The organism is Mangrovimonas sp. sgz306409 (assembly GCF_059735265.1).
Map to the genome: position 1 here is coordinate 250,638 of NZ_JCAPEU010000003.1, position 21,504 is coordinate 272,141.

Annotated in this window: 16 protein-coding genes; 10 read left to right on the plus strand and 6 right to left on the minus strand. The window is 38.0% G+C overall.

The genetic code is table 11. The annotated features are described in order from the left end of the window. Positions 1 to 123: 123 nt before the first annotated feature. Complete coding sequence (locus AC6I5C_RS06865; protein ID WP_076664041.1) at positions 124 to 369, plus strand: hypothetical protein; 246 nt, start codon at positions 124 to 126, stop codon at positions 367 to 369. Positions 370 to 561: 192 nt separating this feature from the next. Here the strand turns inward: AC6I5C_RS06865 and katG are convergent, their stop codons facing one another. The 5 genes from katG to AC6I5C_RS06890 all read right to left on the minus strand — a co-directional run bounded on the left by katG (position 562) and on the right by AC6I5C_RS06890 (position 6,597). Then, entirely contained in the window at positions 562 to 2,733 is a 2,172-nt protein-coding gene (gene katG, locus AC6I5C_RS06870) for a catalase/peroxidase HPI (RefSeq protein WP_497904519.1), read from the minus strand. A gap of 762 nt (positions 2,734 to 3,495) precedes the next feature. Beyond that, entirely contained in the window at positions 3,496 to 3,696 is a 201-nt protein-coding gene (locus AC6I5C_RS06875; protein WP_497904520.1) for a hypothetical protein, read from the minus strand. A gap of 104 nt (positions 3,697 to 3,800) precedes the next feature. Beyond that, positions 3,801 to 4,400, minus strand: a complete 600-nt coding sequence (locus tag AC6I5C_RS06880) for an HAD-IB family hydrolase (protein WP_497904521.1) — start codon at positions 4,398 to 4,400, stop codon at positions 3,801 to 3,803. Further along, complete coding sequence (locus AC6I5C_RS06885) at positions 4,397 to 5,281, minus strand: decaprenyl-phosphate phosphoribosyltransferase (protein ID WP_497904522.1); 885 nt, start codon at positions 5,279 to 5,281, stop codon at positions 4,397 to 4,399. Before AC6I5C_RS06885 ends, AC6I5C_RS06880 begins: the two co-directional genes overlap by 4 nt. 11 nt (positions 5,282 to 5,292) lie before the next feature. Beyond that, positions 5,293 to 6,597 (minus strand): hypothetical protein, encoded by a 1,305-nt coding sequence (locus AC6I5C_RS06890; protein ID WP_497904523.1) that lies wholly within the window; start codon positions 6,595 to 6,597, stop codon positions 5,293 to 5,295. Positions 6,598 to 7,068: 471 nt separating this feature from the next. On the opposite strand from AC6I5C_RS06890, the gene pflB reads away from it, so the two are divergent. The 6 genes from pflB (at position 7,069) to AC6I5C_RS06920 (ending at position 14,327) form a co-directional block, all read left to right on the plus strand. Beyond that, complete coding sequence (gene pflB, locus AC6I5C_RS06895; protein WP_497904524.1) at positions 7,069 to 9,324, plus strand: formate C-acetyltransferase; 2,256 nt, start codon at positions 7,069 to 7,071, stop codon at positions 9,322 to 9,324. Positions 9,325 to 9,433: 109 nt separating this feature from the next. Then, complete coding sequence (pflA, locus tag AC6I5C_RS06900) at positions 9,434 to 10,186, plus strand: pyruvate formate-lyase-activating protein (RefSeq protein WP_497904525.1); 753 nt, start codon at positions 9,434 to 9,436, stop codon at positions 10,184 to 10,186. Positions 10,187 to 10,229: 43 nt separating this feature from the next. Further along, positions 10,230 to 11,027, plus strand: coding sequence for a formate/nitrite transporter family protein (locus AC6I5C_RS06905; RefSeq protein ID WP_497904526.1), 798 nt, complete (start codon positions 10,230 to 10,232; stop codon positions 11,025 to 11,027). Between the two features lie 172 nt (positions 11,028 to 11,199). Continuing rightward, positions 11,200 to 12,486 (plus strand): DUF5690 family protein, encoded by a 1,287-nt coding sequence (locus tag AC6I5C_RS06910; protein WP_497904527.1) that lies wholly within the window; start codon positions 11,200 to 11,202, stop codon positions 12,484 to 12,486. 3 nt (positions 12,487 to 12,489) lie between these two features. Then, the gene (locus tag AC6I5C_RS06915) at positions 12,490 to 13,644 is read left to right on the plus strand and encodes a TIGR03364 family FAD-dependent oxidoreductase (protein WP_497904528.1); all 1,155 of its coding nucleotides are present in this window, start codon (positions 12,490 to 12,492) and stop codon (positions 13,642 to 13,644) included. Between the two features lie 2 nt (positions 13,645 to 13,646). Further along, positions 13,647 to 14,327, plus strand: a complete 681-nt coding sequence (locus AC6I5C_RS06920; protein WP_497904529.1) for a phosphonatase-like hydrolase — start codon at positions 13,647 to 13,649, stop codon at positions 14,325 to 14,327. A gap of 23 nt (positions 14,328 to 14,350) precedes the next feature. Here the strand turns inward: AC6I5C_RS06920 and AC6I5C_RS06925 are convergent, their stop codons facing one another. Then, positions 14,351 to 14,917, minus strand: a complete 567-nt coding sequence (locus AC6I5C_RS06925) for a helix-turn-helix domain-containing protein (RefSeq protein WP_497904530.1) — start codon at positions 14,915 to 14,917, stop codon at positions 14,351 to 14,353. 195 nt (positions 14,918 to 15,112) lie between these two features. Between AC6I5C_RS06925 and AC6I5C_RS06930 the strand changes: the two genes are divergently transcribed. Genes AC6I5C_RS06930 through AC6I5C_RS06940 form a run of 3 tightly spaced genes read left to right on the plus strand, consistent with a single transcriptional unit; the run spans position 15,113 to position 21,504 of the window. Then, on the plus strand, positions 15,113 to 18,268 hold the full coding sequence (locus AC6I5C_RS06930) for a SusC/RagA family TonB-linked outer membrane protein (RefSeq protein WP_497904531.1): 3,156 nt from the start codon (positions 15,113 to 15,115) through the stop codon (positions 18,266 to 18,268). A gap of 12 nt (positions 18,269 to 18,280) precedes the next feature. Then, positions 18,281 to 19,861 carry a SusD/RagB family nutrient-binding outer membrane lipoprotein gene (locus AC6I5C_RS06935; RefSeq protein ID WP_497904532.1) on the plus strand — a complete coding sequence of 527 codons (1,581 nt, stop codon included), beginning with the start codon at positions 18,281 to 18,283 and terminating at the stop codon, positions 19,859 to 19,861. Positions 19,862 to 19,875: 14 nt separating this feature from the next. Beyond that, the gene (locus AC6I5C_RS06940) at positions 19,876 to 21,504 is read left to right on the plus strand and encodes an alkaline phosphatase family protein (protein WP_497904533.1); all 1,629 of its coding nucleotides are present in this window, start codon (positions 19,876 to 19,878) and stop codon (positions 21,502 to 21,504) included.

Here is a 21,504-nt window from a genome sequence, read left to right on the forward strand (position 1 = left end):
AGCAAGTTTTTATTTAGGTTTATTTAAAATTAGTTTAAATGTAAATGCTTGAAAATTAATTGTTTGGATTGTTTTTAGCGTGATCGAATTGTATATTTGTATATAATTTAAACACTTGAAATTATGGCAATTAGATTCTCTCATAGCTGCGACCATTGCGCCAATATGGAAGCAACTCATATGTGTGCAGTGCATCATGTTAAAGTAAATCATGACTATACTTGTGATTCTTTCGATATGAAGCTGGCCTTAAAAGACGATACCAGTTGTGCAACCTGTTTGCGATTTTCAACGCCAAGTTGCCCAAATCCAACAAAAGCTGCGCCAGACATGTTGTGTTCTCATTGGGGACCAAAAAATATCGCTTAATACTTTTGGGTTATAAAGCCTATGGTTTAGCTCCTTTGGGTAGGGGGAATTGTCAGGTTTTATAAAGTTGCTTTGGTCAATTAGCAATGCTTATGCCATAATTTTTAACATCCTCAAGTTTATTCGATTAATAGAAAAAGCCACTTTCTTAAAAAAGCGGCTTTCATATTTATAAATGGAATGGTTTTGGGTTTATATATCAAAACGGTCGGCATTCATAACTTTCACCCAGGCATTCACAAAGTCTTTTACAAATTTCTCTTTACTATCATCTTGGGCATACACTTCTGCATAGGCTCTTAAAATGGAATTGGAACCAAATACCAAGTCGATTCTTGTGGCTGTCCATTTGGTAACTCCAGATTTACGATCACATATGTCGTAAACATTATTGCCAACGGGCTTCCATGTGTAAGCCATATCGGTTAGGTTTACAAAGAAATCGTTGGTTAAAGCACCCACATTATCGGTGAATACTCCATGTTTCGTGCCACCGTAGTTGGTTCCCATAACACGCATACCACCTAATAATACAGTCATTTCAGGCGCGGTTAGTCCCATCAGTTGGGCACGATCCAACAACATTTCTTCTGAACTGACCACATAGTCCTTTTTTTGCCAGTTTCTAAATCCGTCAGCTAAAGGTTCCAAAGGCTCGAAAGAATCCACATCGGTCATCTCTTGAGAGGCATCGCCGCGGCCAGGAGCAAACGGTATGGTTAGGTCCATGCCTGCATTTTTAATTGCTTTTTCTACACCAACATTACCAGCCAAAACAATGGTGTCTGCCACACTAATTCCAAATTCAGCTGCAATTGGTTCCAAAACCGATAAAACTTTGGCCAATCTTTCAGGTTCATTGCCTTGCCAATCCTTTTGAGGGGCTAAACGAATGCGCGCTCCATTGGCACCACCTCTAAAATCAGACCCTCTGTAGGTTCTTGCACTGTCCCAAGCGGTAGCAACCATTTCAGGAATGCTCAATCCCGAAGCAGCAATTTTAGCTTTCACAGCAGCCACATCATAATCGGATTTTCCTTTTGGAACAGGATCCTGCCAAATTAAATCTTCGGAAGGGATATCCGGTCCAAACCAACGATCTTTTGGTCCCATGTCACGGTGTGTCAGTTTAAACCAAGCTCTGGCGAAGGCGTCGGAAAAGCCTTCAAAATCGTCTTTAAATTTTAATGAAATTTCTCTATAAATAGGATCCATTTTCATGGCCATATCGGCATCGGTCATCATTGGGTTGTGTCTAGTAGTCATGTCTTCCACATCCACAGGCATATCTTCTTCTTTGATACTTACCGGTTCCCATTGCCATGCCCCAGCAGGACTTTTGCGCAGTTCCCATTCATGGTTGAAAAGCATTTCAAAGAAACCATTGTCCCATTTTGTAGGATAGGTAGTCCAAGCGCCTTCCAATCCACTGGTTACTGAGTCTTTACCTACGCCTGTTCGTGTTGGGTTGGCCCATCCGAAACCTTGTGCTTCCACAGGAGCCGATTCTGGGTCTGGTCCCAAAATACTGGCATCTCCATTCCCGTGGGTTTTTCCAACCGTATGTCCACCTGCGGTTAGTGCTACGGTTTCCTCATCATTCATGGCCATACGCTTAAAGGTTTCGCGTACTTGAGCTCCCGTTTTTATAGGGTCGGGCTTGCCATTCACCCCTTCTGGATTCACATAAATCAATCCCATTTGTACGGCAGCCAAAGGGTTTTCCATCGTTTCTGGTTTGCCAACATCACCATAACGCTCGTCACTAGGTGCCAGCCATTCCTTTTCAGCTCCCCAATAGGTGTCTTTCTCTGGAGCCCAAATATCTTCGCGACCAAATGCAAAGCCATAGGTTTTTAATCCCATGCTTTCATAAGCGATGGTTCCTGCCAAAATAATTAAATCGGCCCAGCTTACTTTATTGCCATATTTTCTTTTGATAGGCCAAAGCAAGCGTCTGGCTTTATCCAAGCTCACGTTATCTGGCCAAGAATTAAGCGGTGCGAAGCGCTGATTTCCGGTTCCTCCGCCACCTCTACCATCAGCAATTCTATACGATCCTGCAGCATGCCATGCCATACGGATCATCAATCCTCCATAGTGCCCCCAATCGGCAGGCCACCAATCTTGGGAATCGGTCATTAAATTGGTTACATCTTTCTTTAAAGCTTCTACATCGAGTGATTTTAAAGCTTCCTGATAATTAAAATCTTCTCCAAGTGGGTTCACTTTTGTGTCATGCTGACTTAGAATGTCTAAGTTTAATGAGTTAGGCCACCATTCCATAACTGAATCTTTCACTCCGGTGTTGGCACCGTGTACAAACGGACATTTTCCGCCTGTTGAACTTGAATTTTCCTTCATATTACTGGATTTAAAATGTTATAATGTCTGTAGTGTTTGTGTAACACCTTTAAAATTAATGATTTTATAGGAGAATCATTTGGTTTTCTATTTCAATTAACTATTTGGTAATAGCAAAAATTTATTTCGCCATGGATTCTATTTGAGCTCGGATGATGGAATTTGTTTTCTCTGTCAAAAAATTATAAGATATATTGAATCTAACTACAAAAAAGATAAAGAAAAATTATCCGATTTTATTAATAAAGCTTTCAATTATAAGCATCTTTATAATTGTCCTTATTCGAGCATTTATTAAAACCTCTCCATATTTAGGGGATAGTATAGAAATTGATTTAGGAATCAAAGATTTGTTGAAAGTTTTACAAAGAACTTAATTTTACAGACCTGTAATTATATTATTGATTCCAATGATTAGAATTTTTATCAATAGAAAATTTGGTTCGATTTTAATACAATCCTATTTCTATTTTTTGATTTCCAACTTGGTCTTTAACATGAGGTTTGTGGACGTTACATATGGTGCTCGACTATTAATAATTATCCTCAGCTTCTTACTTTTTCTTTGGCCTGTCATTATTATGAATAGGAAGAAAATTGGAAATCAGATTTACGGCATCGGTAAAACTGAATTGATAGGTGTAAATGTTATTGCTTCAACTATTGGTATGGGCATAACTATAATCTTAGTCTTTTTGAAAGCCAATCAATTATAAAGCTTGCAACCATAAAGTCGTATAAAACATGTTTCTTGGTGCATTTTTAGTCGGAATTGGAAGTCGTTTCTTTTAAAATCAAAGGTCGTAAAACCCTTTGGATATCTATAGTGTCTTTTTGCGGAATCAAAAAGGTTTCAAGATCTGAGCTGTGCATAATTTGTTCAGATTTATCCATAAAGGCATAACCTTTGTACGGACCATTTTGAATGAGAACGAAGTCTTCTTTTTCAGGGTGTTTCCCCATTTGTTTTACGTATAATTATTGTTTTTTTGTGTTTATTGCCTTGTAGATAAGAATTAATGGAAGGAAAAAATAGTTGGGTTTTATCTCGAGATTAACATTTAGGGTTATGTGAATTTTTTATAATAGCTTTTATTCGATATTTTCATGAGTTCTTTGTCTCCAATACTATCCCCATAAACTATAAGTTTATACTCTTTTCTATTTGGGAAGATTTCTAAAAGACGATTGACTTTCTCTCGCCCATTACAATTTTTTGATAGAAATTTACCTGTTAATAAACCATTTTTATTAGTTTCTATCGAGGTAGCTAACACTATATTTATGTCGTTTTTTTTTGCCCAAAATTTAATCCAGTTTTCGATAGAGGCGCTAATAATTATAATGTGATTTCCTTTTTTTTTATGGACTCTTAGAGTTTCCATAGCTTCAGTGCTCAGCATTTTGTCAATTTCAGAACTAAATTTATTCCCCCACGCATTGAACATCTCAATGGAGGTGCCTTTATAGAAGTAAGAAAATAATTTTTGTTTGGTTTTCCAGTTAGGATAAATTTTCAATTTCATTGCTAAAATGAAAGGGGAAAAAAGCATAAAACCGAAATAATAGGACCACTTTCCTTTACTGAATTTTATAAATTGAAGGAAGGTATTCTTCTTAGTAATTGTACCATCAAAATCAAACGCAACAATAGTTTCTTTTTTCATAGATAAATAATGATAGAAAATGAAATTATCCATCCAATTATACAGAATTGAATAAAACGGTCTGATAAAAGAACTTTTGTTGGGTTTCCGCTTTTCAAATCAACGATCGTAACTTGTAAATACCGAAAAACTCCAATCAAAACGAATATTGCCGTAATATAAACATATCTTGATTGAAATCGCTCAATTACATCTGGAGATAGAGTGTACATAATATAAGCTACAATAATGATGGATAAAATTACTGTAACCACTAAGTTTAAAAAGTCAATATTATACCGTTGGGTGTTCTTTCGAGGCGCAACACCTGTAGCGTTAAATAAGACCACGTCGTCACGTCGTTTAGCAAAAGCAAGGAATAATGAAATTAGAAAGGTCATTATTAAAATCCATTCGGAAAGCCAAATCTGTGTAGCAGTGCCTCCAACTATAACGCGCAATATAAATCCAATAGATATAATTGTGACGTCAATAATGGGGAATTGCTTTAGTTTTATACAATATCCAATGTTCATAAAGAAATAAAGTCCTATTAAAGCTGTTAAGCTATGTTTTTGAGAATTGGCAAATAATAAGAGAATAAGTAGGGAAATTGAGATGCATAAAAACATTACAATATAAGCTGTTTTAATAGAAACTTTTTTTGAGGCAATTGGCCGTTTACATTTTCTCGGGTGTAGCATGTCGGCCTTGACATCGTAAATATCATTGAAACAGTAAATCGAGCTTGCTGCGGTTGAAAATGCAAAAAAAGCTACTAGACATTGGGATAGCATATGGATATTTAGGATTTGCCCATTAAAGAATAAGGGTAAAAAGACAAATGTATTTTTTGTCCATTGTTCTGGTCTAAGGAGTTTGATGATAGGCTCTATCTTCATACCCTAAAGTTTTAGTGTAGTAAGAATTCTTTTAACAAAATAAATGGTTTGGATATGGGTAACAATATGTTGAAAAACATTGTGTTTTTAAGCATTCCATTTATTGAAAAACCCCAGTCAGGAATTCCAGTGAATACCATTAAAAAGGCTAGATTGGCTTTTGTTGGGGGTAATGTTTTTGTTGCAATTTTATTAAGATTTTCAATAGAGTTAATTATAGACGAGGGGAACAAATTTTCAATATGATCTTTAGGTATTAGTAAAAATATGGCAAAAGAGCTTGCTATCCAGTAGAAGCTTATTCTAATATAATCGCATGAAAGAAAAATAAGAACAGGAGATAGGCATAATAGTTGAAAAATAAGGATAGTTGATAAAGTAGTTTTGTCTTTTCGTGAGAAGTATTTAGTTTTTTTACTAAAAGCTAATAAGAAGTTTGTAGAGATATAGTAAATTATTGGGAAAATTATAACCCAAACCAAGAATGAAATTATATTGTTGTCTACCGTCAAGAAATTTGTTTTAAAATGAAATTTGAAGGCATATGAGCTTGACCAACCAAGTGCTGCTATTGAGTCGCCTATTCTTAACGTTTCTCTATTGAAAAATGGAGTCCATGAATCCCATATAATTTTGGCAGTTTCATTATTTCCATGAAAATACAAGGTTGAAAGGAATGCCAAAATACAGGGTAGTAAAAATAGTGAGCTTGCAATTAAGGATCGAAAAATGCCTTTTTCTTTGTATTGGCGAAACAATAGTAGCGCTATTATTGGTATTCCAAAAAACATAAAAACTTCGTGACTTAAAATGATGAATACTCCAAAAATGTTGAAAAGCACAAATTTTGTAAATAGGGATAGACTGGATTTTGAATAAATCCATAAAATAGGTATCAAAAAGCAAAATAGAAGGTAGTCTTTTCTGATCCAAAAATTGGATAAAATACCTGAACCCAGAAAAAAACACAGAGGTAAAATATACATGGAATAACCTCTCTTAAAAAAAGCATTAGCAAAAAAGGAAGAGACTGAAACAAGACAAATAAAACATATAATCTTAATGGTCCATTCTATGTTGATATTGAATTTTTGAACAAAAAAGTACAATATTTCCCCCGTTAACCCTCTTCTGACAAAACCATTTTTGTAGTTAATGAGAAATTCAGAAATCTGCCAGCTCTCAAAATCAAAAGACGAAAATAAAAATATAAAAAAGCGTATTAAAAGGGATGTTGTAAACAGAATGAAAGCACTGTCCAATAAAGTTTGTTTTGGATTTTTTTGCTTGAAAACTGTCTCTAGTATCTCTTTCATTTTTGGTTACTTGCTTTAGCTAATATGAAATTATTTTTTATTGTATAATTTAAAAGTGGATAGACAAATAATTTAGTTTTTTTATAAAAGTGAAGCAATACTTAATTCTAGGTATTTTTTTAATTAATGGGATTGAATTTTATTGGTTGTATAATTTGTTTTTAATAAATAATTCGTGTTTAATTATTTGGTTTTAAGATGTTTGAATTGAAATAAAAACTTAAAGCGCTCTTAAATTTTCTTAAATGAAATCGGGTTTATTTTCAATAATGTCAATACGGAAATGAGAGTGTTGACAAAGTTGAGGTAGGAGTACCTTTTTTGTGCAGTAATGGCAGTTTTTAGGGGGTAAAATTGCATTCTTGTCAATTCTTCAAAAACTGCTTTTTATCATATTTTAAGCTCTGCTATGTCACGAAATTTGCCTCATAACAAATCAGTTAAGACAAAAACAGTTTAAACAGATATCATATGAATGTAGCAGAGTTAAAAAAAGAAGACCTAGGAATTAAAGAATTCCAAAACGGAGCTTGGACTAAGGCGATTAACGTACGTGATTTCGTAATTAAAAATCTTACTCCTTATTATGGAACCAGCGAATTTTTGGTAGGCCCGAGTGAGCGTACCCAGAAGCTTTGGGAAATTTGTAAGGACGCTACTAAAATTGAAAGAGAAAAAAATGGATTACACTCCGTAGATGTAGATACCATTTCCGGGATTGCAAACTTTGGAGCTGGATATATAGATAAGGACAATGAGGTAATCGTTGGTTTGCAAACGGACGCCCTATTGAAACGCGCCATGAAGCCTTTTGGTGGCTATAAAGTGGTGCAAAAAGCGTTGGAAGAGCATGGTTTACAACCAGCAAATCAAATTGACGAATTGTTCTCTAAGTATGTAAAAACCCATAACGATGGGGTTTTTGATGCTTATAACGATGAAATAAGAAAATATAGATCTCTGGGGCTTTTAACTGGATTGCCAGATAATTATGCCCGTGGTAGAATTATTGGGGATTACCGCAGAGTAGCCCTATACGGAATTGATGCCTTAATAGCGGCTAAAATAGAAGATTTAGCCAATATCAATGGCCCAATGACCGATGCCAAAATTCGTTTGAGAGAAGAAGTTTCTGAGCAAATCAGAGCTTTAAAGGATATGATCGCTATGGGACAGGCGTACGATTTGGATTTGAGTCGTTCTGCTGAAACTGCCCGTGAAGCAGTACAATGGACCTATATGGCTTACCTAGCTGCTGTAAAAGAGCAGGATGGAGCTGCCATGTCTTTGGGGAATGTGTCTACCTTCTTGGACATATACATTGAAAGAGATTTAAATGCTGGACTTATTACAGAAACCGAAGCTCAAGAGTATATCGACCAATTCGTGATGAAATTGCGTATGGTACGTCACTTAAGAATGTCGGCCTACGATGAAATTTTCGCTGGGGATCCAACTTGGGTAACCGAAGCCATTGGTGGAATGTTGCAGGATGGGCGCACTAAGGTAACCAAAACGGCCTTCCGTTTCTTGCATACTCTTTATAATTTAGGACCATCACCTGAACCGAATATTACCGTGTTATGGTCGCCAGAATTGCCAGAGAACTTTAGAAAATTCTGTGCTAAGGTGGCTATCGATACCTCTTCAATTCAATTTGAAAATGACGATTTAATGCGTGATTTACGAGGGTCTGACGATTACGGTATCGCTTGCTGTGTGTCTTACCAAGAATTAGGAAAACAAATCCAGTTCTTTGGAGCACGTACCAACTTGGCAAAAACCTTATTGTTGGCCTTAAATGGTGGTCGTTGTGAGGAAACCGGAACCTTAATGGTGGATGGCATCGAGCAAGATACAGATGAGTATTTGAACATTGATAAAGTAATGGCGAACTTCAAAATAGCCATGAAAGAAGTAGCACGTGTGTACAATGATTCCATGAACATTATCCATTACATGCACGACAAATACTATTATGAAAAAGCGCAAATGGCCTTAATTGATACCAATCCAGATATCAATATCGCTTATGGTATTGCAGGGCTTTCAATTGTAGCAGATTCATTATCGGCTATTAAATATGCCAAAGTAAAACCAATTAGAAACGAAGAAGGCTTGACCGTTGATTTCGAAATTGAAGGGGAGTTCCCTAAATATGGAAACGACGATGATAGAGTAGATGTGTTTGCACACGATGCGGTACAAGACTTTAACAATGAGTTGAAACAATTGGAAGTATACAAAAATGCAGAATCTACTATGTCTGTATTGACCATTACCTCTAACGTAGTGTACGGTAAGAAAACTGGTGCGACACCAGACGGTAGAGCAGCAGGTGTAGCATTTGCACCAGGAGCCAACCCAATGCACGGTCGTGATACCAATGGAGCGATTGCATCGTTGAATTCCGTAGCAAAAATTGATTATAAAGATTCACAGGATGGTGTGTCCAATACCTTCTCTATTGTACCTAAATCTTTAGGGGCTACAGAAGAAGAGCGCATCAACAACTTGGTAGCAACCCTAACGGGATATTTCTCCAACGGTGCACAGCACTTAAACGTGAATGTTTTAGATAAAGACACATTACTAGACGCAATGGAACATCCAGAAAATCACCCTCAGTTAACCATTCGTGTTTCTGGATACGCGGTAAACTTTATTAGATTGACAAGAGAACAACAGATGGAAGTCATTTCCCGTTCGTTCCACCAATCTATGTAACAATAACTCTGCTGATTAAGTTCTGAGGTGTTCAAAAAATGATACGAACATTCTAAAAGGTGTGATACATTTTTTGGATGCCTCTTTTTTTAATTCTTAAATCCTATCGATGATGAAAACTCCAGATACTACCTTAAGTGTACATTCTATAGAGTCTTTTGGAACTCATGATGGACCAGGGATACGATTGGTAATCTTCCTGCAGGGTTGCAAACTAAAATGTCAATACTGTCACAATCCAGATACCATAGATACCCAAGGCGGTACAGAATATCAAATTGAAGATTTAGTACAACGGGCCATTCGTATGAAACCCTATTTTGGGGATCTTGGCGGTGTGACCGTTTCGGGTGGAGAACCGCTTCTGCAGGCCAAAGCCTTGATACCGTTTTTTAAACGCTTAAAAGAAGAGGGGATCCATACCAATGTGGATACCAATGGGAGATTACTGAATCATCCTACTATGGAACTTCTAGATGATTATGCCGATTTGGTAATGCTGGATATCAAGCACATGACCGAAGAGGGCTTTCAAACCTTGGCGGGTGCCAAAAACAAGGAAACCACTTTTAACTTTGCGAAACACCGGGAGCAATCAGGCAAAGCTATGTGGTTACGCTATGTGTTAATTCCTGGAATTACCAATACTCCAGAATTACTTCACGCTTTGGGAGACTATTTTAAAGCGTATAAAACCATCGAGAAAATAGAACTGCAGCCTTACCATAAATTGGGAATCCACAAATGGGAAGCTTTAGGTTGGGTGTATGAGCTTAAAGATGCCAGAGAGAATACCCAAGAAGAGATTGACGCAGCTGTAGCTATTCTGAAGGACTACTTTAAAGAAGTTAAAGTGAACTAAACCAAAACGAACTGATTAACTAACCATTATTGAATATGTTATTATGAATTCACCTAAAGAAGGGATAAAAATCATAAATGAAATAGCCTTGAACAAAGAAGGCTATACGGTAAGCAAAACATTGATTTTGGCATTTTTGGCGGGAGCTTATGTGGCTTTTGGAGGTCTGTTGTCCATTATTGTTTCTGGAGGTTCTCCGGGAATAGCCGCTAGCAATCCTGGATTGGCGAGGTTCCTGTTTGGGGCGGCATTTCCAATAGGGCTCATTTTGGTAGTAATTGTTGGTGCCGAACTTTTTACAGGTAACAATGCCTATTTTATTCCGAATATTTTAACCAAACGCCAACGGGTTTATGCCATGTTGAAGAATTGGGGATTAGTTTACATTGGAAATTTTGTGGGTGCCCTTTTTCTGGCGTATGTTATCACACATTTAACCCACTTGGTAAGTGATACCCCGTATATAGATATGGTTCGTAAAATAGCAGAAGGTAAAACCAGTCACTCATTTTTGGTCACCTTTATTAAGGGTATTGGAGCCAATTGGTTGGTGTGTCTGGCCATTTGGCAGGGGATTGCGGCAAAACATACCATTGGAAAAATTGTCGCTATTTGGATTCCTGTCATGGCCTTTGTCACTATGGGGTTTGAGCACAGTATTGCCAATATGTATTTCATTCCATTGGCTATTTTTGAAGGCGCCGATATTACTTGGAGTACTTTTTTTACGTCCAATTTAATTCCGGCCACCTTGGGTAATATTGTTGGCGGTGCTTTATTTGTAGGGACTCCTTATGGATATCTTTTCGGAAAGACAGAAGATAAAACTTATAAAAAATAGTGTTGTTGTAACTATTGGAAAGCTCCTTGAATCTCTAGATTTGGGAGCTTTTTTTATGTTGCAATTTGGTTTCTTAAATTTTACATAACAATCATATAACCTTAAAAAGTTTACTAATAGTAAATATTTAGATACTATTGCTGAATAATATTTACTAATAGTAATTTTTGTTGTGAGGTTGTCCAAAACAGATTTTCGGTTTTTATTAAATGGTTCCTTTGCTTCTTTCGGAGCCTATTTTTGTATGTATGCGTTTAGGAAGCCCTTTACAGTGGTCACTTTTGAAGACCTATCATTATGGGGTGTGGATTATAAAATTATTTTGATCATCGCTCAGGTGTTGGGGTATATGATTGCCAAGTTTTTGGGGATCAAATTAATCTCTGAACTCAAAACCGATAAGCGTATTTTTTATCTGTTGGGGATGATCTTGTTTGCCGAAGCCACTTTGCTTTGTTTTGGATTGGTAGCAGCACCCTATAATTTCATTTTTATGTTTTTAAACGGCCTCTCCTTGGGGATGGTTTGGGGCGTAGTTTTTTCATATTTGGAAGGTCGAAAGCTGTCTGAACTGCTTGGCGTTATTCTGTGTTCCAGTTTTATTGTGTCCAGTGGGGCGGTAAAGTCTATTGGGTTGTTGGTGATGGATCATCTTCAAGTGTCCCAATTTTGGATGCCGGCCATAACCGGGGCAATTTTTGTGGTGCCGTTTAGCTTGTTTGCCGTGTTGTTGAATGGGTTGCCAAGTCCAATTCAGGAAGATAAAGAGTTGAGGTCGGAGCGCTTTATCATGACATCCGATGACCGAAAAAAGGTATTCAGGACGTTTTTACTGCCTATCATTCTATTGGTGCTTTTCTATGTGTTTCTAACAGCTTTCAGAGATTTTAGAGACAATTTTTCAAGGGAAATTTGGGATGCCTTAGGGTTTGAAAACAATACTTCGGTGTATACCATCACTGAAATTCCCATTGCCATATTGGTATTGGTAATTATGGGAAGGATAGGTGTCATGAAACATAATTTTACGGCATTTGTGTCCTATCATTATGCATTGATTTTTGGGGCCATTTCCATTGGGCTTGCCACCTTTTTATTTCAAATGAACTTGCTTTCTCCTGTTTTTTGGATGGTTGCCGTTGGGTTTGGACTTTACATATGTTATGTGCCCTTTAACTGCATTTTCTTTGATAGGATGATTGCTACCTTTCGCATTAAGGGAAATGCGGGCTTTTTAATTTATATCGCTGATGCCTTTGGTTATTTGGGAAGTATGAGCGTTTTGCTGTATAAGAATTTTGGACAGAGCTCCATTTCTTGGCTCAGCTTTTTTATTAAGGGGACCTATTTCATAGCTGTTTTGGGAGGTGTCATTTCTTTGGCTTCCCTGGTGTACTTCAGAAAAAAATATAAAAGAAACGAAAGTAGTTCTCAAGCGGAATTACAAGCTGTACTATAAATCATGAATACAAAATACGATGTAATTATTGTTGGCGGTGGTGTGTTGGGAACATTCCATGCTTACCATGCAAAACAAAAAGGATTGAAGGTTGCCATACTGGAAAAAGATCAATTCCCACAAGGGGCAACGGTTAGAAATTTTGGTCAGGTGGTGCCCTCTGGAATGAATACAAAATGGCAAAACTTTGGAAGGGAAAGTCTAGAGATTTACAAGGATATCCAATCGAAGTTTGATATTTCCATACGCCAAAACGGTTCGGTATATCTGGCTTCAAATGATGAAGAAGTGACCCTTATTGAAGAGCTCTCGGAAATTAATAATGCCAATCAATACTGCTCAAAACTTTTGACAAAGGAGCAGTGCTTGACCAATTACAGTGGACTTAGAAGCGATTATGTGCAAGCAGGATTGTTCTTTCCGGAAGAAGTTACCGTAGAGCCATTAACGATGATCAATAAATTTCATGCCTTTTTGAAATCTGAGGGCATGGACATTTTCTTTAAGTCGAAGGTTGTTGCCTGTGAAGAATTCAATGGGGAAGTTAAGTTGAGGACGTCTACAAATGAAATTTTTACTGCTTCCAAAGTGATCATTTGTAACGGGAGCGATTTTCAAACCTTATATCCTAAAATGTTTGCTGAAAGTGATTTAGTAGTATCTAAATTGCAAATGATGTCAACCAAGCCGCAAGCCAATTATACATTGAATGGTTCGGTATTAACAGGGCTTTCCATTAGGCGTTATGAGGCCTTTGAGGAATGTAAATCATATAAAGAAATAAAGGAGAAAGAGGATAAGGATGCTTTAGAAAAGAAATGGGGCGTTCATATTTTGTTCAAACAGGCTATGGATGGGTCGGTGATTATTGGGGATTCCCATGAATATGCCGATGTTGCCAATATGGATGATCTTGGGTTTGATTTGAACATGGATATAGACAACTTCATTATCCAGGAAGCAAAGAAAATTATAGATCTGCCAAATTATGAAATCCAACACCGTTGGTTTGGGATGTACTCCCAATGCAAAACCTCAGATATCTATCAAAATACCATTGGAGAAAACATTCATATTGTCACAGGTATTGGTGGTAAGGGAATGACAGGTAGTGCTGGGTTTTCAAAACATAATATTAATACAATTTTTAATTTTTAAATATGCATAATATAGAATTGGTCATTTTTGATATGGCTGGAACTGTGGTAGATGAGGATAATGTGGTGTACAAAACATTGCAACAAGTTATCAATAATGAAGGGTTTGATGTGACTTTGGATTTTGTTTTAGAATTTGGAGCAGGGAAAGAGAAGCATCAAGCTATAAAAGATATTTTGGAAGAAATCGGGATAGAGGATTTTGAGGCAAAATCTAATGGAATCTTTGAGAAATTCAAAGTGTTGTTGGCGGAAGCCTATAAAGCTTTAGAAGTGACAAGTTATCAAGGTGTGGTGGAATTAATCCAGGATTTAAAACATGCCAATGTAAAGGTGGTCTTGAATACAGGGTATGATAAAGCAACAGCTCAGTTGTTGTTGGGCAAAATGAAATGGGATTTGGGAGTGCATTACGATGCCTTGGTTACGGCCGATGATGTGCAAAATGGTAGGCCAAATCCAGATATGATTTTTGAAGCCATGAAACAAACCAATATCACTGAATCCTCAAAAGTGTTGAAAGCAGGGGATTCCATTATCGATATTGAGGAAGGCAAAAATGCAGCTTGTGGTTTAACGGTTGGTGTGACCACAGGGGCTCACACCGCAAAACAATTGGCATCGGCCAATCCTGATTTCGTGCTGGAATCTCTATCGGAACTAAGAGGTATTCTACTAAAATAGTAATCGATGTTGGTTATTTGCTATTATACAAAAAAGTAAATAACCAACATTTTTGATGTTTCAGCTCCTCTGTTGATGGGTACGTGCGGAATTCTTCCGTCAAAAAATAAAGAATCCCCTTCTTTAAGCAACACTTCTTCTTCACCTATTATATAGGAGCACTCTCCAGATAGAATATATTTAAACTCAAAAGCATCTGTAGTTACTTTTTCCCGTTTTGAATTGGGAGCTACTTCCAGGAGAACGGTTTCAAAACCTAGGGAAGAAATCTGTTTACTGAAAATATGTTTATAAGTGAAACCAACAGCCTCATCTTCTTTTTCAATAACCGTATTGTCTTCCTTTCTGGAAATTATAAAATTAGAATTGCTCGTTTGGGGGATGCCCTTGAAAAATTCGGCAACTTCCACGTTCAGAGCGTTAATGATATTCAATAAAACGGGCAGGGAAGGGATGGTTCTTCCGTTTTCAATTCTGGAAATAAGTCCGTTGCTTACCTCTGCCAGTTGTGCTATGTTGCTAATATTCTGACCGTTGGATTTTCTTACCTCTTTAATATGCTTCCCAATACCAACTAAGTAATCTGTCATTTCGTTCTTTTTGGTTAAAAATACATTTTTATTTAATAGAATAGAGTACATGTCTTTTTTACTATTTGTAAAATTTAGCTCTTAACAATTGTTTAACAAAATTAAGGATTTATAAATGTTTTGTTCATTTTGAAAAGAGGTTAAGTTTACTTGGTGGTTTAATATTTGTAAACAAATAAATTCAAACTATCTAAAATGAACAAAACACAGTTAGTATTAATCTTTACACTTTTTATGAGTGTACTAGGTTTTGCACAAACATCATTTAATGGTGTGGTGCAGGACGAAAATCAAATGCCATTGCCCGGAGCTACCGTGCAGGTTAAAGGAACTAATATAGGAAGTTCTACCAATTTTGATGGGGAATTTTCTATTGTATTGCCAGAGGGACACAAGGTGATGGTGATTTCCTATATGGGATACAAAAGAATGGAAGTGAATATTGATGACACAACAGAAACCATCTTTGTGTTAGAGCCAGATGCGGCTATGTTGGATGAAGTTGTAGTAACAGCTTTAGGGATTGAAAGAGAGAAGAAATCTTTGGGATATTCCTCTCAGGAAGTAGATTCTGAAGAGTTGACCCAATCAAAAGAGCCTAACTTTTTAAACAGTATGTCCGGTAAGGTTGCCGGTATGACCATTACCAACGGATCTTCAGGTATTGGTGGTTCTGCCAATATTACCATTAGGGGGAATGCCTCTCTGAATATGAATGCCAACTCTCCATTGTTTGTAGTAGATGGTACACCTATTAGTAACCAGATAGTAGGATCAACAGGGTCTGGTACTCAGGATGTGGATTACGGTAACGGAGCTGCTGAGATTAACCCAGAAAATATTGAGTCTATCAACATATTGAAAGGACCTGCAGCAGCGGCTTTATATGGATCGAGAGCAGCCAATGGGGCAATCATTATTACGACCAAAAAAGGAAAAAAAGGAAAGCTTAGGGTAAATGTAAACAGTGCTGTGAGTATTGATAACATTTTTACGTTACCTGATTTTCAAAATGAATATGGTCAAGGTAATAACATGATGTTTGAGTTTGTTGATGGAAGTGGTGGCGGAATCGCCGATGGTGTGGATGAAAGCTGGGGGCCAAGATTGGATTCAGGATTAATGATCGCTCAGTTTGATTCTCCTAGAGAAGACGGAACTCGCGGAGGTGACTTGAATAGTTCTTCACCAATCATTCCTACGGCTTGGGTGTCTCATCCAGATAATGTTAAGGATTTCTTCGAAACAGGATATACCTATACCAACAGCTTGTCTGTGTCAAAATCAGGAGAGATGGGAAGCGTACGTTTTTCTTATCAAAACTTCGATCAAACGGGCGTGGTTCCTAACACCGATTTGAAAAGACATACAGTGAACATGACATCATCTATCAACTTGACAGATGCAATCACATTGAATTCTAACGTAAACTATGTGAAGAGTGACAGTGGTAACCGTCCTTCTTTAAGTTATGGTACTGAAAACGTAATGTATTTATGGACATGGTACGGTCGTCAGATAAACACTGCCAGTTTAAGAGATTACTGGATGGATGGATTGGAAGGTATTCAGCAGTTCAATTACAACTACAACTACCATGACAACCCATATTTCAATGTATACGAAAACACCAATGCTCAAGACAAGGACAGAGTATATGGTAACATCAATTTGAACTACCAAATCACCGATGAATTGAGCTTGATGGTACGTACAGGTAGAGATTTTTACCGTGACCTTCGTATGAAGAAAAGAGCGTTCAGTACGCAGCGTTTCCCATTGGGGTATTACAGAGAGGACAATGTGTTTTTTGAAGAAATCAACTCCGATTTCTTGTTGAGCTACAACAAAACTTTTAATGATAAATGGGATTTCAGCCTTTCTGTTGGTGGAAACCAAATGAAGCAAAAGCAGGATTACCAACAAACTGTAGCCGATCAATTGATCAACCCTGGGGTGTATTCATTCAATAATGCAAGATCGCCTTTAGCCGTTACGGTTTCTGATTATGAGAAGCGAATCAACAGTTTGTATGGATTTGCCCGTTTTGCATACGATGACAAGTTGTTCTTGGATATTACTGGTAGAAATGACTGGTCAAGTACGCTGCCAACAAGCAACAATTCTTATTTCTACCCATCGGCTACCTTAAGTGCCATTCTTAGCGAAATTGTGAACATGCCTAAGTTTGTAACTTTTGCAAAAGTACGTGCCGCTTATGCCGAGGTTGGTAACGATACCAATCCATATAGATTGAGCAGTTACTTTAACAATGAGTCTGCATTCGGGTCTTATCCTGTGTTAACGGAGTCTTCTGCGCTTCCAAATGCCAACTTAAAGCCGGAGTTGACCTCTTCTTATGAGTTTGGTGCCGATTTGCGTTTCTTCGGAGGTAGATTGAATCTTGATGCCACTTACTACAGCAGTACTACAAAAAACCAGATTATTGGAATTGATACCGATATCGCTAGTGGATATACAAGCAAGCTGATTAATGCTGGTGAGGTGAAAAATTATGGTATCGAGGCTATGTTGAACATCAAGCCAGTAGTGACGGATGATTTCACTTGGAATGCCATGTTCAATTTTGCGAAAAACAAAAGTGAAGTTACCGATTTGGGAGGTGTAAACTACACCTTGACCAGCAGGAACGGTGCTTATATCCAAGCGCGTGAAGGCGGGTCTGTAAGTGCTATTTATGGAATCGGATTCCAGAGGGTTGAAGATAAAAACAGCCCTTATTATGGAGAAATCATTTACGGCTCAGATGGATTGCCATTAAAAACGGGTGATTTGGAATACCAAGGGGATTATGCTCCAGACTTTACCTTGGGTATCCAAAACTCTTTCAAATACAAAAACTTCGATTTTGGGTTCTTGTTTGACATTAGAGAAGGTGGTATCGTAGTGTCTAGAACTAAAACCATTGCAAGTACTGCAGGTCAGTTGAAAGAAACTTTGGTGGGTAGAGAAACTGGTATTGTAGGGGATGGTGTAGTAGAAGTGTCTCCTGGAGTATACGAGCCAAATAGTGTTAACGTAAACGCGAGAACTTGGAACTACAGCTACTACGACCGTAGTAACGTAGAGGCTGCAAAATATGATGCGTCTTATACGAAGTTAAGAGAGGTGACTTTGGGCTACAGTTTGCCAAACTCTTTCACTGATAGAATCTTCGCAGAAAATGTACGCTTCTCATTAACTGGTCGCAACTTGGTGTTGTGGACAGATAACCCACATTTTGATCCAGAAACTGTTGCAGTTGCAGGAGGAACTTTGCAGCCTGGTATTGAGAACATGTCTTTGCCAAGTACCAGAACATTCACATTCAACATTAATATCGATTTTTAAAAATTGTCACTCATGAAATTAAATTTATATAAAACCAAAAAACTAGTGCTGCTAGGAGGTGTGTTGGCTACAACACTGTCTTGCACAAAAGATTTTGAAGAAGTAAACACCAATCCAAATTATCCAGGGTCGGCTTCACCGGAATACTTGATTCCTGGGATTATGCGCGAACTGGGGTATAACTGGGGAGGTAAAGCTTGGGAAGAAGGTTTTACAACCGTACAGTACGCCGCTCGTTTACAGTTTACGGATCAGGACCGCTACATCTGGAATGCAACTTCCAATCCTTACAACTTTGTATACGACAGTATGAGGGATGTGATGAACGTGATCAACGTGTCTCAGGATAACGAAAACATGCAAGGGTATTATGGTGTTGGTTTGGTGTTGAAATCCTTCATCTACTCATATGCCACCGATGCTTATGGAGATGTGCCTTACGCCAATGCTATTATGGGACTTAGAGACAATAACATCACGCCTGATTTTTCTTATCAAAGTGAAATCTATGACGGTATGTTAAACGACTTGGTACTCGCTAATGAAGCTTTGGCCAACGCTACAAATATTTCCGGAGATATTATCTACGGTGGAAATGTTAGCATGTGGCGGAAGTTTGCCAACTCCTTGCGTTTACGTTTGTTAATGCGCATTAGTGATGTGGATCAAGCAAGAGCACAGCAGGAAATGCAGCAGATTGTGTCAAACCCTTCCCAATATCCTATTTTCGGAGGGAATGAAGACATGGCGGTTATCCAATGGAATACCGATAACCCACAGCCAAAATACACCACGCGTTCAGGAAGTTTTGATGAGGTGCGCTTAAGTGAAACTTTGGAAACTCGTTTAAAAGCATTTAACGATACCCGTTTAAAAGTGTTTGCTCAGCCAACCTCGGCTTCTGGTGCAGGGATTTACTCCGATAACTGGGATGATTATGTTGGGATGCCAAACGGATTGGATGACGAGGCAGCCTTGTCTTACAGTCCTTCTGGAAACTCGGAAGAGTCTGGTTCCAACTATATTTCAAGAATGGGAATCCTATTGGCATGTAGAGCTTGTAATACAGAAATGGCTTCCGCAACAGCTTCTCAAACTATTTTGATGAGCTATTCTGAATTGGCTTTCATTTTAGCAGAAGCTAAAGAAAGAGGCTTGATTTCTGCTGGAGATACTGCACAAAACTACTACGAAAATGGAATTGTGGCATCTTTCGAATATTATACGGAGAGAGTGGCAGAGTGGACCGAAATTGCAAATGCGATGGCCAACACAGATCTTGACGGTTACCTTGGGCAGGCTGGTGTTCTTTATACAGGATCTACAGAAGAGAAATTGGAGTTGATCGCTTTACAAAAGTGGATTGGGTTGTTCTACACCGGTATTGAAGGTTGGTCGGACTGGAGACGTACAGCGATGCCAGAAGTGGTTCCTGGTCCTAGTGCAACCAATGGAGGTAAAGTTCCGGTGCGCTTTATGTATCCAAACGATGTAAAATCTACCAATAATGCCAATTATCAAAACGCAGTTAACCACATGGGAGGCGATGATATCAATGTGCGTCTTTGGTGGGATGTAGTAGATAATAATTAGGTTTTAAGAATAGCATGAAGTTTACTAAAATTTTAAGCATGGCCATAGGGATTTGTTCCCTGTGGTCTTGTGTTTCAGAAAAGACACAGGAGTTTGTTCCTGTAAAGCATGTAGTGGTAATTGGTTTTGATGGCTTAAGCCCAGATGGGATTGAAAAAGCACAAACCCCAAATTTTGATAAAATTATAAGCGAAGGTGCGTCTTCCATGCAGGCAAGATCTGTGCTGCCTTCCAGTTCTAGTACCAATTGGGCATCTATGATAATGGCGGCCGGTCCGGAGCAACACGGTATAACATCCAACAATTGGGAAAAGAACAATTTTGTAATGCCTACGGTTGTTAAAAGTGAAGACTTCCTTTTTCCAACCATATTTCATGACATTGATAAGCAAATACCTAATGCCGAAATCGGAGCCATTTACGATTGGGGAGGTTTCGGGCGTTTGTTTGAAAAAGATGCCGTTGACTTTGACGTCAACCCTAAAGGTGAAGATGAGACCGCTAAGGCGGCAATACAATATATTTCAGAACAACAGCCCACATTTACTTTTATTCATTTTGACCACGTAGACCATGCGGGGCATGAATATGGACATGGTACCACAGAGTATTACAAATCTGTAGAGAAAGCCGATGCCTTGTTGGGAAAGGTTATGGAGGCTATCAAATCGTCTCCAATTGCAGACGATACAATAGTTGTAATCAGTTCGGACCATGGTGGTTTGGGGAATGGTCATGGAGGAGAAACGCTGCAGGAAATGGAAATCCCATTTATCGTTTGGGGAAAATCTGTTAAAAAGGGTGTAACCCTTGAATACCCTGTGTACCAATATGACAATGCAGCTACGGTGGCCTTTGCTCTGGGCGTAAAATTGCCAATGGCTTGTATTGGGCGACCTGTAAAAAATGCCTTTGTTGGTTTTGATGAGGTAGATGCCTATCCTATTGCAAAGCGATTTGCAGCACCGGTTATTTTACCAAATTTCGACACTTATAAAAGAGCAGGGGGTATGTTCATGGATGAAGCAGAAGTTGTTATAAACGGAAGCGGGGAACTTAGATGCACATTGGATGGCAGCATGCCAAATGCATCTTCAGATCTTTACAAAGAACCTTTTAAAGTTACTGAAAATACCGTGGTGAAAAGTGCGGTTTTTAATGAAGGTGCCGTGGCCAGTACAGTAACCGAAGCATTTTTTAGAATCATTCCTGCCAATGCAAAGCCTACGGTTTTCTATGACATATTTTATATGAATGACTTGACGAGCATTCCATTTTTAGGGAATCAAAAAGCGGATGAAACCGGGTTTTGTTTTGAAATTACTTCAGATGAAATACAGGCTAAAATCAAGGAGAATACCGTAGTAAGGTTCTCTACTCAAATGGTCATTGAAAAAGAAGATGAATACAGTTTTTATACAAGATCGGATGACGGAAGTTATTTAAAGGTGAACAATGAAATGGTGGTTGATAATGATGGCGACCACGGTGTCAAAGAAAAGGGCGGAAAAATAACGCTTAAACCAGGTGTATATCCTTTAGAGGTGGTTTGGTTTAATGGCGGAGGCGGAAGTTGGTTGGATGTGTCCTATCAAACCAAAACCATGACCAAACAAATCATTCCTGCTACAATTTTAAAATAA

Excerpts from the sequence above, each read along its gene's own strand:
- AC6I5C_RS06865 (WP_076664041.1), top strand. The coding sequence starts at position 124 with ATGGCAATTAGATTCTCTCATAGCTGCGACCATTGCGCCAATATGGAA.
- katG (WP_497904519.1), bottom strand. The coding sequence starts at position 2,733 with ATGAAGGAAAATTCAAGTTCAACAGGCGGAAAATGTCCGTTTGTACAC.
- AC6I5C_RS06875 (WP_497904520.1), bottom strand. The coding sequence starts at position 3,696 with ATGGGGAAACACCCTGAAAAAGAAGACTTCGTTCTCATTCAAAATGGT.
- AC6I5C_RS06880 (WP_497904521.1), bottom strand. The coding sequence starts at position 4,400 with ATGAAAAAAGAAACTATTGTTGCGTTTGATTTTGATGGTACAATTACT.
- AC6I5C_RS06885 (WP_497904522.1), bottom strand. The coding sequence starts at position 5,281 with ATGAAGATAGAGCCTATCATCAAACTCCTTAGACCAGAACAATGGACA.
- AC6I5C_RS06890 (WP_497904523.1), bottom strand. The coding sequence starts at position 6,597 with ATGAAAGAGATACTAGAGACAGTTTTCAAGCAAAAAAATCCAAAACAA.
- pflB (WP_497904524.1), top strand. The coding sequence starts at position 7,069 with ATGAATGTAGCAGAGTTAAAAAAAGAAGACCTAGGAATTAAAGAATTC.
- pflA (WP_497904525.1), top strand. The coding sequence starts at position 9,434 with ATGATGAAAACTCCAGATACTACCTTAAGTGTACATTCTATAGAGTCT.
- AC6I5C_RS06905 (WP_497904526.1), top strand. The coding sequence starts at position 10,230 with ATGAATTCACCTAAAGAAGGGATAAAAATCATAAATGAAATAGCCTTG.
- AC6I5C_RS06915 (WP_497904528.1), top strand. The coding sequence starts at position 12,490 with ATGAATACAAAATACGATGTAATTATTGTTGGCGGTGGTGTGTTGGGA.
- AC6I5C_RS06920 (WP_497904529.1), top strand. The coding sequence starts at position 13,647 with ATGCATAATATAGAATTGGTCATTTTTGATATGGCTGGAACTGTGGTA.
- AC6I5C_RS06925 (WP_497904530.1), bottom strand. The coding sequence starts at position 14,917 with ATGACAGATTACTTAGTTGGTATTGGGAAGCATATTAAAGAGGTAAGA.
- AC6I5C_RS06930 (WP_497904531.1), top strand. The coding sequence starts at position 15,113 with ATGAACAAAACACAGTTAGTATTAATCTTTACACTTTTTATGAGTGTA.
- AC6I5C_RS06935 (WP_497904532.1), top strand. The coding sequence starts at position 18,281 with ATGAAATTAAATTTATATAAAACCAAAAAACTAGTGCTGCTAGGAGGT.
- AC6I5C_RS06940 (WP_497904533.1), top strand. The coding sequence starts at position 19,876 with ATGAAGTTTACTAAAATTTTAAGCATGGCCATAGGGATTTGTTCCCTG.